Consider the following 12571-nt stretch of genomic DNA (forward strand, 5'->3'; position numbering starts at 1 on the left):
GTCGGACTATGCTGCGGGCGCCTTGACGTTCTGGTCAGGGGTCGCGCAGGCTCGGCCGACGACCTCGGCAAGGCGCCGGGTGCAGCTGCCGCAGCCGGGCTTCCAGCCGCACGCTTTTTTGACCTGCGCGGTCGAGCTGGCGCCTGCGGCGACACAGCTGTGCACGTCCGATTCGGAGACGGCGTTGCAGATACAGACGTACACGGATGCCTCATTGTGCGAGCGGGACACTTCACGAGGTTAGCCTCATCTAAAGAGGTAAGCCTCCCCTAATGTATAGCACCTTCATGCCGATTCCTGTCAATAGCCTCTCGGCACTATTCGAGGCGGTGCTCCCCGATGCGGCGGACGAGTCGGGCTCGCTCGAAGAGACCGAGCAGTTGCTGTGCCTCCGCTTTGGACAGTTCGGGTGCCGCGGTGAGTACGTCGGCTACGTCCAGCGAAACTCCGGTCGGCAGCTGGTTCACCCACTGGCACGCGGGGAGGTAGCTTCGGTCGAGTTGCACTGTCGTGGTCGAGGTGTCGCGGAAGCCGTAGGCGGTGACGGAGATTCCGGCGGTTTCGGCGTGGGTGGTGTCGACGTGCAATGCGCATTGCCCGGCTCGGACAAAGGCAGTTTCGGGGGTCACGGACAAGTCGGGGACCGGTGATCGGACCAGATCCTGGATGCTGATTCTGGCGACCGCGTCGTCGAAGGCATCCTGGGCGGCGGTGAGCCACTGCGTGCTGTCGAGGTCGTATACCGATTCACGCCAGTACGGCTCCCGGAGCAGTTCGTTGCGCAGGGAGGCCAGCAGGAAGTCCAGGCGTAGCGGTGGGATCAGCAGGATATGTAGTGAGATCGATTCCTGGTCGGAACTGGTCTCGTGCCAGTATCCGCGCGGAACATGCAGTACCGCGCCGGGTTCGAGCCGGTATTCGGTGGCGTCGTCGGGTATCTCCGATGGCGGCTCGCTTGCACCGTAGATGCGCATGATCGCGGACACCGGATCATTCGGCGCCCAGCCCTCCAGCGGCGCGGGCGCGAAGCGATTCGGCGCGACCCGCCAGGTCTTGCAGCCGGTCAGCTGCACCGTGATGACATCGACCGGATCGAAGTGCACGGAGGTGCCTGAACCGGGGCGATTGCAGAACAGCTGGCATTTCGCCGATTTCGCCGAGACTCCGAACGCGTCGGCGGCTTCTGTCGCGAACGGGGCGAATTCGGCGACGTCCTGATAGAACAGCGTGGTGCCGGCTGCATAGAAGGTTCGCGCGCTGTCCGGGCGGATAATCGCCGAACCGAGCGTGCCGTCCAGCAGCGGCAACCACGCCGATACCTGGCGGACCCGCTTGACGAACAGGTCGTCGACGGACTGGATGGCGAGCGCGTCGCGAAGCCGTTCGGCCAGCTCCGCGCGCGGTTCGGTGACCAGCACCTCGCGGCCGAGCACACCGTCGCGGAATTCCGCCAGATCCAACGGCGTGAACCAATCGGCGAACCCGAAACCTGTTGACGTATCGGTCATTCGTCGTCCCGTTGCGGGCTGAAAACAAGCTGGGCGGGGCGATTCGCGAACTCGTCCACCAAACCGTCTGCGACGGTTACCGCGGACTTGCTGATCGGGCGGACCGTGGCATCGTCCCCTTCGGGAACCGGTTTCGACCTCGCGACCAGTCCCGACGGACGGTTGAGGAAACCGTCGACCTGCCCGGCCGTGATGGTCACCTCGACCTCACCGATCGGGCGGACCGCATAGTCCTTCTCCACCTCGTGATCGACCCGAACATGAACGGCGGGAGGGACTTCGGGATTGTCCATGATTGCCATCGGCTACTCCGTAAGACGGCGTTGAGAACGAGTTCACCAGCGATGCAACATCTTTCAGCGATCGCGGAGACTGCGTGATTGCTGCCGACAATGCTGCCCCGGCACGCGAGCGAGCGTCGAGGACCGGGTCCGCTGAGCGAACCCGCAACGCCATCACCGGAATGCCCGGTTCGTCCAGCGGACTATGCCCTGGACGTGTACTTACCTGCCGAGACAGTGTGGACCGGCCACCGACACCCCGAGGAGTGAGTCGATGCCGATCATGGACAACCCCGAAGTCCCTCCGGCCGTGCACGTTCGGGTCGATCACGACATCACGAAGGACTACGCGATCCGTCCGATCGGTGCGATCGATACAACCGTGACAGCCGGGCTGGTCGACGAGTTCTCCAGCCGCGCAAAGCGGCAGATCGTGCACGCGGCGGTTGTCGAGGAAGGCGAACCTCCGGGCAGAATTCAGGACGAGGGAGAACCACCTGGCTCGTGATCGCCCGAGGTTCCCGCAGCACCGTGAGACATCGGTGAAACGCGGGTGAGAGCTGGAAGTCGGAGGCTTCTCACTATCTGCACGGGAGGACAGACAGTGAGCGAAGCGATCACGGAGAACACGGGGACCACTGGCGGGCGCACCGTGCTCGAGGGAGCATTCGCCCTGCTCGAGGTGCTAGCACACGGCAACGAGATGGGTTTGACCCGGTTGGCGGCGGCAGCGGGATTGCCGAAGGCAACGGCGTACCGGCTGCTCAACCAGTTGGTCGCCGAGGGGGCGGTGCAGCGGCGCGGCGGCCGCTATCAGATCGGCCCCCGGGTATTCCGGCTCGGCCAGACCTGGCAACCAGCGCGGCTGCTCCGGGCGGCCTCGGCACGGCCGCTGCGACAGCTCACCGCGGCATCCGATCGCGGCGGGTTCAGCCTCGCGGTGACCGACCGGGGACACACCATGCTCATCGGCGGCATCGGACGCGAGATCGACGAGATTTTTCCACTGCGGCCGGGAGTACTGCTGCCGCCGGGCACGGCCGCCGAGCAGGTCTTGGCCTTCGGTCATCCGAATCCCACACCGCCGGAGGGTTTTTCGGCGCGAGAGTGGCGTCGCCGAATCACCATGAGCAGCGCCACGGAACTTGCCTACGACACCGATATGAGCCGATTCCGACTCGCCTGCGTCGCCGCGCCGGTGCACGGCCCCGCGGGTGAGATCGTCGCGGCGCTGGCGGCGACCGTGGCCGAAGTCCAGCGAATCCCGGGCGTGGCCGAAGCGGTAAAGCGGGCGGCAGGATTGGTCAGCACCAATCTCACCAAACTCCTCAGATCGCATGGAGTGCTGACACTCTGACCGGATATGAGGCGGCCGGTCCTTGCCGCATTGCGGCAGGAACCGGCCCTGGATGTGGTCGGTGATCACATGCCGAGCATGGAACGCAAGAAGTCCACGGTCATCCAGAACATATCCATCAACATCGGGGTCTCACCTTCTTCGCTAGTTGCCCTCACAACCCGCCATACCCAGCGATATGACAGTTACGCAGCGACTCACCGGCCACCGGTCGACCGCCGCGGCAGCGGTGCGGGGTTCCCTACGCACCCCCGTCACGTATGGACGGGTACGGCCGACAGACGCGCCCGAGCTGTCTCGTACTCCTCGATGAGGCGGTCGACGACGGCGGCGGCCGGACGAACCGCGTCGACGTTGCCGATGCCATGACCGGCACCCCAGACATCGCGCCAGGCCTTCGCATCCTTGGCGCTGCCGCCGGCGAAATTCATTGCCGCGGAGTCGGATCCGGGTAGGGCATCGGGGTCGAGGCCGGCGGCGATGATGCTGCCGCGCAGGTAGTTGCCGTGCACGCCGGTGAAGAGGTTGCTGTAGATGATGTCGGAGGCGGTCGAATCGATGATCATCTGCTTGTAGTCGGGTGCCGCGTTCGCCTCGTCGGTGGCGATGAACATCGACCCGATGTAGGCGAAGTCGGCACCCGCCGCCTGGGCGGCCAATACCGAGTTGCCGTGCGCGATCGATCCGGACAGCACCAGCGGTCCGTCGAACCAACTCCGGATCTCCTGGACCAATGCGAATGGCGACTGCGTTCCTGCGTGACCGCCCGCGCCCGCCGCCACGGCGATGAGCCCGTCGGCGCCCTTTTCGACGGCCTTGCGGGCGAAGGCATTGTTGATGACGTCGTGCAGCACGATGCCGCCGTAGGCGTGGATGCGTTCGTTGACCTCCGGCCGAGCCCCCAGTGAGGTGATCACGATGGGGACACGGAATTCCTCGACCACCGCGAGATCGTGGTCGAGCCGATCGTTGGTCTTGTGCACGATCAGGTTCACGGCGTACGGCGCGCTCGGCGACTGCGGATTCCGGGCATCGAATTCGGCCAGCGCCTCGATGATCCGGGTGAGCCAGTGCCGCAGTTCGGATTCCGGGCGGGCATTGAGTGAGGGGAACGACCCGACTATGCCCGATGTCGACTGGGCAATGACCAACTCCGGATTCGACACGATGAACATCGGGGACGCGATAACGGGCAGACGCAGTCGGTCGCGCAGGACGGGCGGCACGCTCATGGAATCTCCTCGAACACGGCCGGAGGTTGGGAATGCGCTGATCGTGACGGCCGCGACGGAAATCAGGATACTTTATTGCGCAATAGGACCGGCGTCGTCGGGCCGAATCCTCGAATATCCGCAGGTTCCAGTGCTGTGAGGTCGAAGTCGGGATGCCCGGCGAGCGCCTCGGCCACCGCGGGTGCGACCAGCACGGTATTCGGTTCGGTGCGCACGGTGAGTCGACTCGCCAGATTCACCGTGGTGCCGAAGACATCACCCAGGTGCCGGGCCACCGGTCCCAGCGCCAAACCCACCCGCAGGCCGCGGATATCGGCATCGTCTTCGAAGGCCGCGATCAGCCCGGTGGCGATATGCGCGAGGGCCGCGGCGTTGTCGGCAGTGAACAGCACCTCGTCGCCGAGCGTTTTGACGACGTCACCACCGCGGTCGACGACGATCTCGGTGACGCGATATTCGAATCGCGCGATGATGCGCGTCAGCTCGATCTCGGAGCGATCCCGGCTCAGTTCCGTGAAGTCGACGATATCGGCGAAGCCCACGCCCGATACCGCCGACGTGGACTCGTCGGCCTCGGGCATGGCCACCGCGACGCTCAACTGGCGACGCCAGATCTGCCCGACCAACCACTGCACCTCCGAGGTCCGGTCGGTCAGGACCCGGACCGCCTCGGCGCGCCCGACACCGTTCGCTCCCGACCGGCTGGTGACGATCTCCACCTGCAACTGCGCCAGATGCGCGATGGAGCGACTCAACACCCGGGCCAACCGCAGCGAATCGGGCTCGGCCACCGCACCTTCGGCAACGAACCCGGTCATCATGCGCAGCATCTCGATATCGGATTCGGTGAATTCGAGATCGCCCGCATCCGCGGCCGGATAACCGAGCGCGCCCCAGTACCGGCGGGCCCGCGCGAGCGGTACCCCGGCGGCGGCCGCGGCCTGTGCGGCAGTGTAGCGCGGGGCAGCGGTCACAGCAGTGAATATCCGCCGTCGACCGTGATCGTCGTTCCCGTGACATAGGCCGAGGATTCGGCGGCCAGGAACAAATAGATGCCGGGCAGGTCGGCGGGGGTTCCCCAGCGCCCGAGGGCGGTATGGCCGACGATATCGTTCTCGCGCTCGGCATCTCGGTGCCAATGCGCTCCCATCCCGGTGTCGAACCAGCCGAGCGCGACCGCGTTCACGGTGATCGCACGTGGTCCGAGTTCCTGTGCCAGGGCCTGAACCAGGGCGTGGGCGCCGCTCTTGGAAGCCGCGTACGCGGAAAGTCCGGCACGCGGCCGCTGACCGATGACCGAACCCGTGACGATGATCCGACCGCCCTCCCCCAGCACCGACGCCGCCGCACGCGCACCCAGGAAGGTACCGGTCAGGTTCACGTCGATGATGTCGCGCCATACGGCGGGCTTGGTCTGCGTCACCGTCGAAACCTCCGGCGACACACCGGCATTGCAGATCCACACGTCCACGCCCCCGAAGCGCTCGACCATGCGTTCGGCCACGGTGTCGTTGAACTCGTCGTCGCGCACATCACCCGCGCACACCAGCGGGTCGCCGTGCAGCGAGTCGGCCACCTCGCGCAGCGCGTGCTCCGACCGCGCGACCAATCCCAGCTGTGCCCCCGCGGCGTCGAAGGCGGTCGCGAGTACCCGTCCCAAGCCGCGTCCGGCGCCGGTAATGACTACGCGTCGCCCCGATACGTCGGCATGCCCCATACCCATTGCATCTCACCGTCCATCCACCGATAAATTCTTCGACCGGTCGGTACACTGTACCGCGCGAACGTAGCACACAAACGGAGGCATCGAATAGTGAGCAGCAATCCAGCGCCCGCCAAGGTCGGGCTCGAGCCGCATCCCGCCGACGAGCGACTGGCCATCCTGCGCATCGAGCGCCATCCGGTGAACGCGCTCGACCAGGAGATGTGGGATCTGCTCGAAACCGTTGCGGCGGAACTGCACAGCAGCAGCACCACCTATCGGGCGGTCGTGATCACCGGCGGCGAACACTTCGCAGCCGGCGCCGACGTGAAGGAGATGCTCAGCCTCTCCCCCGAGGCGTTCGGACAGCGAAACCGGGTGCTGCAACAAGCATTTCACGCCCTGGCAACTACTCCGCAGATCACGATCGCGGCGATCAACGGCTACGCGCTCGGCGGCGGCTGCGAGCTGGCGCTGGCCGCCGATTTCCGCATCGGCGGTCGCGGCGCCGTTCTCGGCCTGCCCGAGATCACGCTCGGGATCATGCCCGGCTCCGGTGGTACACAACGTCTTTCGCGGATCGTCGGACTCGCCGGAGCAAAGGATCTGATCCTCACCGGACGCCTCGTGCGCGCGGAGGAGGCCCTGCGCATCGGCCTCATCGATCAACTGCTCGACGACGCCGATGTGTTCGACGCCGCCGTCGAGCGAGGCCTCTCGTACGCCCGCGGCCCGCTCGCGCTCAGGTATGCGAAGCAGGCGATCGATAACGGATTCGACATGCCGATCGAGGACGGGCTGGCACTGGAAGCCGATCTGATCACCCGATGCTTCGCAAGCGAGGACGGACAGCACGGTCTGCGCAGCTTCGTCCAGGAAGGCCCGCGAAAAGCAACCTTCCACGGCCGATAACTTTCATTGTATGTACTGACCGATTGGTCTAAAATACGGTGACCGGGGCCACGGATCGACAATGAAGTACGACAGGAGTCGCGAATGAGTGAGTTGAGTTTCGAGGGCCGCGTCGCGGTGGTTACCGGCGCGGGTCGCGGCATCGGGCGGGCCCACGCCCGGCTCCTGGCCGAACGCGGGGCGAGCGTCGTCGTCAACGACCTCGGCGGATCGATCGAGGGCGACGGCGCCGACACCACACCGGCCCAGGCGGTCGTCGACAGCATCATCGCGGCCGGTGGTTCGGCCATCGCCGACGGCAACGACGTCTCGACACCGGCCGGGGCCCAGGCGATCATCGACGCCGCGGTAGAGCGGTTCGGCCGCATCGACATCCTGATCAACAACGCGGGCATCGTCAGGTACGCGGGCCTGCCCGATGTCGAACTGGACAATGTCGAGCGACACCTCGCCGTACATCTGCTCGGCTCGTTCAACACCATGAAGGCCGCCTGGCCGCATTTCCTGAACCAGAGCTATGGCCGGGTAGTGCTGACCACCTCGAGCGGAATCTTCGGCATGGACGTCAACCTGCCGTATGCGACGGCGAAGGCAGGCCTCATCGGCCTGGCGCGCAGCGCGAAGCTGGCCGGTGAACCGCACGGGATCAAGGTGAATCTGCTTGCGCCCGCGGCCTATACCCGCATGGCCGGTGGCGATCCCGACAGCGACGAGAATGCCGCGGCCGCCGCCGCGGCCATGCCATCGGAGTCGGTGGCGCCGATGGCCGCCTTCCTGGCCCACGAGAGCTGCCCGGTCAACGGCGAGATCTACACCGCGGGAGCGGGCCGCTTCGCACGACTGTTCCTGGCCTCGACGGAAGGCTATCTGGCACAGGGCCCGGCCACGATCGAAGATGTCGCCGCACACTGGGCGGCGATCAATGACGAGACCGGCTATTACGTGCCGACGGATCTGATGAATTGGTCCGCCACCTTCCTGAAGCATCAGTTCGCTCAGATGAGCGCCGACGCAACGTCATAGCGGCGATAGGCAGCAGCCCGTCGCTTGCCGCACCCGGTGGGAGAGGTGCGGCGAGCGACGGGCTTCCTAGTGTTCGAGCCCCTTCGCGAGCAGCACACCGAGCACGGAACGGCCATGGGCCAGTTCGGCTTCGGCCGCCGCCTCGTCGATCCGCTCGATCAGAATTCCGTTCAAGAAGATCTCGCAATAGAAGCGGGCGAGCTCGTCCACCTGCAGATCCGCGCGCCGACCCACCCACTGATATGTGTAGTTGTGCAGGTTCAGGTACGCGAGGGTGGTGAGCTCCAGATCCCGCACCCGCAGCTTGCCCTGCCGATGCCCGTCGGCGAGCACGTCGCGGATCTGCGACTCGAAACGCTGGCGCTTGGCCCGGAATCGGATGCGGTATTCACCCTGCAGTTGATGGTGCTCGTGCAGAAAGACCCACACGTGATCTTGCCGGTGCACGATCTGGCGCAGTAGCGATTCCGAGAGCAATCGCAGACGGGTCTGGAAACCGATATCCAGCCGGACGATCGCCGAGGCCTCGGTGAGCAGTGGATCCATCACGCGGTCGTGGATCTCGGCCAGCAACTCTTCTTTGGAACCGATGTAGTAGTACAGCGCACCCCGGGCCAGTCCGGCGGCGGCGCCGATATCGGCGACCCCGGTGCTCGCATAGCCGTTCTTCGAGAAGAGCTCGACGGCGACATCCACCACTTGCTCCCGCTTGCGGTAGTAGCGGGCGGTTTTCGCGCGTTCCGTGCGCGTTGTAGGCATCGCGGCGCTCCCTTCCTTCGAGCGAAAACAGTTCGGTGCAGGTCAGGCATAGCGCCTCACCTGCACCGAACCGAATCTGGAATCCGGCGACCCGCGTCAGACGGTCGCGACCGGGGTCAGCGGGCTGCCCATCGTCCCGGGCAGGCGCAGCGGCGGCGCCGTCAGCAGGAAGCGGCTGCGTTCGTGTTCGCGCAGCCAGGTCGCCAGTTCCTCGGTGTACCAGAGCTCACCCAGCGGGATGCCGAGCTTGAACAGGCACAGGTTGTGGATCGGCAGCAGCGTGTGCGGCGTCTCGCTGTCGGGCGCCCAGCCTTCGACCGCGTAGTTGTCCGAGACGAGCGCCGAAATCTGCGATTCGGCGATCCACTCCAGCAGCGACTCATCCGTCGCGTCGAGGTAGGGGTACATGGCCTGGATCTCCGGTCCCGGGTTCTTCTCCCAGGCGAGAACCTGGGTGGCGAAGCCGGTGTGCAGCAGGAGCATGTCGCCCGGTTCCACGACGACGTTGTCCTTCGCCATGATGTCTTTGAGCATCTTCAAATCGACCGGCTGCCAGTCGCTTCCGAGGTGCGACACGTCGATCAGGACGCCGCGGCCCTGCATGCCGTGTGCGGCCATGTGCTCGCAACCGAGGTGCTTGGCGAAGGAGACACTTCCGCTGCCGTCACCCTTGGCGTCCTCCTGGGGACCGACGATATCGGTCCCGGGGCGAAATCCGTTATAGTACACCGGTTCCGCGACACCGTCGCCGTCCGCGTCGAACAATGCGCCCTGATGCGCCAGCGAGTCCCACTGCGTCGAATACTGCAGCCAGAGCGTCACGACATCGTCGCTCCACAGATCGATGAAGCTGGGGGCGATCTTGTCGCGCGCGACGACGTTGTAGAAGGTGTCCTGATTGTGCGCCAGATCCTCGGTCGGCCGAAGGATCGGCGGATACCGGCGCTGGTTCAATGCGCTACCGCCCGGGTAGTCCAGCGGCAGGCTCAGGCTGAAGGTGATGCCGTGTTCGACCTCGCGCACCCCCTGCAGAACCTTCTCCGGGGTGAGCAGGTTGACCCGCCCCAACTCATCGTCGTCGCCGAAATCGCCCCAGTTCGAACCGGGCGGGCGTTGCTTCCACCGTTTGGTCACGGGTTGCTCCTATCTCTCTTACATCACGTAGGTGATCTTGCGGTGCCGGAAGAGCCACGAGGCGCCATCGTGACGCAGGGTGTCCTCGTAACGGCCCGCGATCAGCACAGCCCAACCCGATTCACCACGCTGCAGGAAGACCAGGTCGCTGTTCACGGTCGCCTCGTCCTCGGTCCAGGATGTGATGACGGTGTTGGCCACCAGGTGCCGTTGCGGTTGGGTGGGCACCATCCCGGCAAAGACCTGACGGATGGCTTCGTGGCCCTCGAACGTGCCGACGCCCATGATCTCGCTGACGCCATCGGGGCAGAACAGCGTGACGATGTCGTCGGTGCGTCCATCGTCGAGCGCATGCGCGTACGCGGCGATGGCGTTGTGGACCCCGTGCGCGACCTGCGCCTGGGTGGACTCGCTCATTGATTCTCCAAAGATGTTCTGGTTCCGGCAGATTCGCCGTTTCTAGGTCAGGTACGTCGTCTTGCGGTGCTGGAACAGCCAGACTCCGTCGCTGCGGCGCAGCGTGTCCTCGTATCGACCGACGACCTGCACCGCCCACCCCGCCTCGCCGCGCTGGAAGAAGGCCACGTCGCTGACGGCCGTCGCCTCGTCCGCGGTCACGGCGGTGATCAGGGTGTTGGCGACGAGGTGACGCTGCGGCGCCGTCGGCGCCCAGCCTTCGAATGCCGCCCGCAGCGCGTCCTGACCGCTGATCGGGTCCATGCCCGGAATCTCGAGCACCCCGTCGGGCGCGTACAGGGCGACGATTTCATCGGCCTGTCCCGCGTCCTGCGCCTGCGTGTGGGCGCCGATCGCCGCACGCACGCCGGCCGCGATCCGGGCTTCGTTGGATTCGCTCATTTTCTCTCCATCTTCGAACAGAACTGCCTGCTAGATCGCTTCATGCGGCCGCTTCCTCGACCTTGGACAAGATGAATGCCGAGTACTCGTTCGCGGCGAGTTCGGCGATCAGCCGCTGTAGGTTGGGCCGCCCGGTCGGATTGAGCAGCTGCTTGACCGCCTTGCCGGGAATGTTCGATCCGTAGAAATAGCTGCTCTCCAAGAACAGCGACCCGCTGCTGTTGACCGTTTCGGTCCACTCCGCCTCCGCGGCGGGGTCCACCTCGATGACTTCGTAGCCGTTGTCGCGTGCGTGCACCAGCGCCCCGATGACGCAATCCACCTGGTCACCGGCGTAACGCGGGTTGTTGCCGAGTGCGCCGTGCGGCCCGCCGGGGAAGAAGAAGTTCGGGAACCCGGCCGTCGTGACCCCCAGGTAGGTATTGGGCCCCTCCGACCAATACTCCTCGAGCGCAAGACCATTGCGGCCGCGGACGCCGAGCCGATTGAGCGCACCGGTGCCGAAGTCGTAGCCGGTCGCCCAGATGATGATGTCGAATTCACGCGGGCCTTCGGCCGTCTCGATGCCCGTCTCGGTGATGCGGACGATCGGGGTCTCTCTGAGCGCGACGAGCGAAACGTTCGGCTTGTTGTAGGCCTCGAAGTAGCCGGTCACGAAGGGTGGACGCCGACCGGCGTAGATGTGGTCCTTCGGGATCAGTTTGTCGGCCGTCGCGGGATCGGTGACGATGCCGCGAATCTTGTCCGCGATGAATTCGCAGAACTCCTTGTTCACTTCGGGATTGGTCGTGAAGTCGATGTAGTTTTCGGTCAGCTTCGTGAAACCCGGGCTGTTCCACATCTTTTCGAAGAACGCCTGCCGCTGTTCGGCCGTATCGTCGGTCGAAAAGCGGCTGGGCAGCGCATGCAGGAATCCGCTCGGCGAGGTGTTCAGGGTCTCGCGGATCCGTTCGAAGTCGGCCTTGATCTCGGCCCGCTCCTGCGGGGTGAGCGGGGCGTTGTTCAGCGGCGTGCACCAGTCCGGCGTCCGCTGGTACACCGTCAGCGAGGCGACCTGGTCGGCGATGGCCGGAACGATCTGCACGCCACTGGATCCGGTGCCGATGATGGCGACGCGCTTACCGGTGAAATCGACCGGTGTCTGCGGCCAGCGACCGGTGTGATGCTGTTCGCCGCCGAACACCTCGCGTCCGGGCACCTCCGGAATGAACGGCACCGACAGCACCCCGGTCGCGGCGACGAGGAAGCGTGCGCGATGCTCGGCGCCATCATCCGTGCGCACCGTCCAGATTCCGGCCGACTCGTCGAATTCCGCGGCGGTCACCCGGACGCCGAACCGGATGTGGCGACGCAGATCGAATCGGTCCACCACGAAGTTGAAGTAGCGTTCGTTCTCCGGCTGGCCGGTGAACCGCTCCGACCACTCCCACTCCTCCCACAGTTCCTTGGAGAACAGGTAGCCGTAGGTGTAGCTCTCGGAGTCGAAACGCGCCTCGGGATAGCGGTTCCAGTACCAGGTCCCGCCGACGCCGTCGCCCGCCTCGAGCAGCTGCACCGAGAAGCCCTCCTCGCGGGCCCGGTACAGCTGATAGATGCCCGTCACGCCCGCGCCGACCACCAGGACGTCGACCGCGTCAGCCGTCGTACCAGCGGCGTTCGCCGATCCACTCATATGTTCTCCAATCTCGAATGGGTCGCCTGCTGTACGACGCCAAAGATGTTTCGACCGGTCGGTCTATGACGTTGGTCACGAGACTAGAGCCGAATCCGATCGGAATCAACAGCGCCCCGTCCGAACTTTTCGT

General features: G+C 65.3%; 15 protein-coding genes. 4 read left to right on the forward strand and 11 right to left on the reverse strand.

Annotated features, from left to right (window positions below):
* Positions 1 to 6: 6 nt before the first annotated feature.
* From ACIBW7_RS20005 to ACIBW7_RS20015, 3 genes are all read right to left on the reverse strand, one after another.
* On the reverse strand, positions 7 to 231 hold the full coding sequence (locus tag ACIBW7_RS20005) for a bacterioferritin-associated ferredoxin (RefSeq protein ID WP_397048294.1): 225 nt from the start codon (positions 229 to 231) through the stop codon (positions 7 to 9).
* 86 nt (positions 232 to 317) lie between these two features.
* The gene (locus ACIBW7_RS20010) at positions 318 to 1508 is read right to left on the reverse strand and encodes a JmjC domain-containing protein (protein WP_397048296.1); all 1191 of its coding nucleotides are present in this window, start codon (positions 1506 to 1508) and stop codon (positions 318 to 320) included.
* Entirely contained in the window at positions 1505 to 1810 is a 306-nt protein-coding gene (locus ACIBW7_RS20015; protein WP_397048298.1) for a hypothetical protein, read from the reverse strand. The genes ACIBW7_RS20010 and ACIBW7_RS20015 overlap by 4 nt, the downstream gene beginning before the upstream one ends.
* A gap of 253 nt (positions 1811 to 2063) precedes the next feature.
* Here ACIBW7_RS20015 and ACIBW7_RS20020 point away from each other — a divergent pair, with 253 nt between their 5' ends.
* Positions 2064 to 2297 (forward strand): hypothetical protein, encoded by a 234-nt coding sequence (locus ACIBW7_RS20020; protein ID WP_397048300.1) that lies wholly within the window; start codon positions 2064 to 2066, stop codon positions 2295 to 2297.
* Between the two features lie 96 nt (positions 2298 to 2393).
* A complete protein-coding gene (locus ACIBW7_RS20025; protein WP_397048302.1) occupies positions 2394 to 3146 on the forward strand; it encodes a helix-turn-helix domain-containing protein in 753 nt (250 codons plus the stop codon).
* Positions 3147 to 3400: 254 nt separating this feature from the next.
* Here ACIBW7_RS20025 and ACIBW7_RS20030 read toward each other — a convergent pair whose 3' ends face one another.
* The 3 genes from ACIBW7_RS20030 to ACIBW7_RS20040 all read right to left on the reverse strand — a co-directional run bounded on the left by ACIBW7_RS20030 (position 3401) and on the right by ACIBW7_RS20040 (position 6101).
* A complete protein-coding gene (locus ACIBW7_RS20030; protein ID WP_397048304.1) occupies positions 3401 to 4378 on the reverse strand; it encodes an NAD(P)H-dependent flavin oxidoreductase in 978 nt (325 codons plus the stop codon).
* Between the two features lie 62 nt (positions 4379 to 4440).
* A complete protein-coding gene (locus ACIBW7_RS20035) occupies positions 4441 to 5352 on the reverse strand; it encodes an adenylate/guanylate cyclase domain-containing protein (protein WP_397048306.1) in 912 nt (303 codons plus the stop codon).
* On the reverse strand, positions 5349 to 6101 hold the full coding sequence (locus ACIBW7_RS20040; RefSeq protein ID WP_397048308.1) for an SDR family NAD(P)-dependent oxidoreductase: 753 nt from the start codon (positions 6099 to 6101) through the stop codon (positions 5349 to 5351). The genes ACIBW7_RS20035 and ACIBW7_RS20040 overlap by 4 nt, the downstream gene beginning before the upstream one ends.
* A 90-nt stretch (positions 6102 to 6191) precedes the next feature.
* Between ACIBW7_RS20040 and ACIBW7_RS20045 the strand changes: the two genes are divergently transcribed.
* Both ACIBW7_RS20045 and ACIBW7_RS20050 read left to right on the forward strand, forming a co-directional pair.
* Complete coding sequence (locus ACIBW7_RS20045) at positions 6192 to 6992, forward strand: enoyl-CoA hydratase/isomerase family protein (RefSeq protein WP_397048310.1); 801 nt, start codon at positions 6192 to 6194, stop codon at positions 6990 to 6992.
* A gap of 84 nt (positions 6993 to 7076) precedes the next feature.
* The gene (locus ACIBW7_RS20050) at positions 7077 to 8015 is read left to right on the forward strand and encodes an SDR family NAD(P)-dependent oxidoreductase (protein WP_397048312.1); all 939 of its coding nucleotides are present in this window, start codon (positions 7077 to 7079) and stop codon (positions 8013 to 8015) included.
* 66 nt (positions 8016 to 8081) lie between these two features.
* On the opposite strand, the gene ACIBW7_RS20055 is transcribed toward ACIBW7_RS20050, so the two are convergent.
* The 5 genes from ACIBW7_RS20055 to ACIBW7_RS20075 form a co-directional block, all read right to left on the reverse strand.
* Entirely contained in the window at positions 8082 to 8774 is a 693-nt protein-coding gene (locus ACIBW7_RS20055) for a TetR/AcrR family transcriptional regulator (RefSeq protein ID WP_397048314.1), read from the reverse strand.
* A gap of 96 nt (positions 8775 to 8870) precedes the next feature.
* Positions 8871 to 9908 carry a cyclase family protein gene (locus tag ACIBW7_RS20060; protein WP_397048316.1) on the reverse strand — a complete coding sequence of 346 codons (1038 nt, stop codon included), beginning with the start codon at positions 9906 to 9908 and terminating at the stop codon, positions 8871 to 8873.
* 18 nt (positions 9909 to 9926) lie between these two features.
* Complete coding sequence (locus tag ACIBW7_RS20065) at positions 9927 to 10325, reverse strand: nuclear transport factor 2 family protein (protein WP_397048318.1); 399 nt, start codon at positions 10323 to 10325, stop codon at positions 9927 to 9929.
* Between the two features lie 42 nt (positions 10326 to 10367).
* Complete coding sequence (locus ACIBW7_RS20070; protein WP_397048320.1) at positions 10368 to 10766, reverse strand: nuclear transport factor 2 family protein; 399 nt, start codon at positions 10764 to 10766, stop codon at positions 10368 to 10370.
* 40 nt (positions 10767 to 10806) lie between these two features.
* Entirely contained in the window at positions 10807 to 12438 is a 1632-nt protein-coding gene (locus ACIBW7_RS20075) for a flavin-containing monooxygenase (protein WP_397048322.1), read from the reverse strand.
* Between the last annotated feature and the right edge of the window lie 133 nt (positions 12439 to 12571).

The organism is Nocardia sp. NPDC049526, assembly GCF_044465765.1.
Classification (GTDB): Bacteria; Actinomycetota; Actinomycetes; order Mycobacteriales; family Mycobacteriaceae; genus Nocardia.

Bases quoted from the DNA above. Each gene is read 5' to 3' on its own strand.
- ACIBW7_RS20065 (WP_397048318.1), bottom strand. From the start codon at position 10,325: ATGAGCGAGTCCACCCAGGCGCAGGTCGCGCACGGGGTCCACAACGCC.
- ACIBW7_RS20010 (WP_397048296.1), bottom strand. From the start codon at position 1,508: ATGACCGATACGTCAACAGGTTTCGGGTTCGCCGATTGGTTCACGCCG.
- ACIBW7_RS20075 (WP_397048322.1), bottom strand. From the start codon at position 12,438: ATGAGTGGATCGGCGAACGCCGCTGGTACGACGGCTGACGCGGTCGAC.
- ACIBW7_RS20020 (WP_397048300.1), top strand. From the start codon at position 2,064: ATGCCGATCATGGACAACCCCGAAGTCCCTCCGGCCGTGCACGTTCGG.
- ACIBW7_RS20055 (WP_397048314.1), bottom strand. From the start codon at position 8,774: ATGCCTACAACGCGCACGGAACGCGCGAAAACCGCCCGCTACTACCGC.
- ACIBW7_RS20070 (WP_397048320.1), bottom strand. From the start codon at position 10,766: ATGAGCGAATCCAACGAAGCCCGGATCGCGGCCGGCGTGCGTGCGGCG.
- ACIBW7_RS20040 (WP_397048308.1), bottom strand. From the start codon at position 6,101: ATGGGTATGGGGCATGCCGACGTATCGGGGCGACGCGTAGTCATTACC.
- ACIBW7_RS20015 (WP_397048298.1), bottom strand. From the start codon at position 1,810: ATGGCAATCATGGACAATCCCGAAGTCCCTCCCGCCGTTCATGTTCGG.
- ACIBW7_RS20050 (WP_397048312.1), top strand. From the start codon at position 7,077: ATGAGTGAGTTGAGTTTCGAGGGCCGCGTCGCGGTGGTTACCGGCGCG.
- ACIBW7_RS20030 (WP_397048304.1), bottom strand. From the start codon at position 4,378: ATGAGCGTGCCGCCCGTCCTGCGCGACCGACTGCGTCTGCCCGTTATC.